1 protein-coding gene is annotated in these 457 nt (G+C 60.2%); it reads left to right on the forward strand.

Annotated features, from left to right (window positions below):
- Positions 1-66 precede the first annotated feature (66 nt).
- Positions 67-457, forward strand: a 391-nt coding sequence (locus AXE65_RS13540) for a hypothetical protein (RefSeq protein ID WP_153015399.1), incomplete at its 3' end; no start/stop codon positions are given.

Here is a 457-nt window from a genome sequence, read left to right on the forward strand (position 1 = left end):
GCGAGTCTAGCATTTGCCCTTTGCACCGGCCATTGCCCGCCGCAAAGACCAAGAAGGAGGCGAAAAATGCTTCTTGACAATCTCACCACCACCGCTATCCTTAACCCCGTCGCCGCGTTTTGTGGTGACGCGGGTTTAGCGACCCGAGGCATTAGGCGCACAGAAACCGCGCCGTCTTTGGATAGCCGCGGTTTTTTAGTGCGCAACACATGGCAAGCCTTGTTCTGGGCGGGCTGTGTGGGAGGGGGCAACCCCTGCCGGTTCCTAATGCCCGGTTCGCTAACCCGCACAGTCCCGCCCACCCTGTTTAGCGACAGGGAAGCGGATTTAATCAGCATTAGGAGTTCTGCCATGACCTCACCCACCCCGCGCAGGTCTGCGCAATCTGCCCCTATCCACACCGCCCGCAGCGCTGAACGCCTCGCGCTGGAAGATGCCATTAATCTGGGCGCGACCG

This window comes from Ventosimonas gracilis (assembly GCF_001580025.1).
GTDB lineage: Bacteria > Pseudomonadota > Gammaproteobacteria > Pseudomonadales > Pseudomonadaceae > Ventosimonas > Ventosimonas gracilis.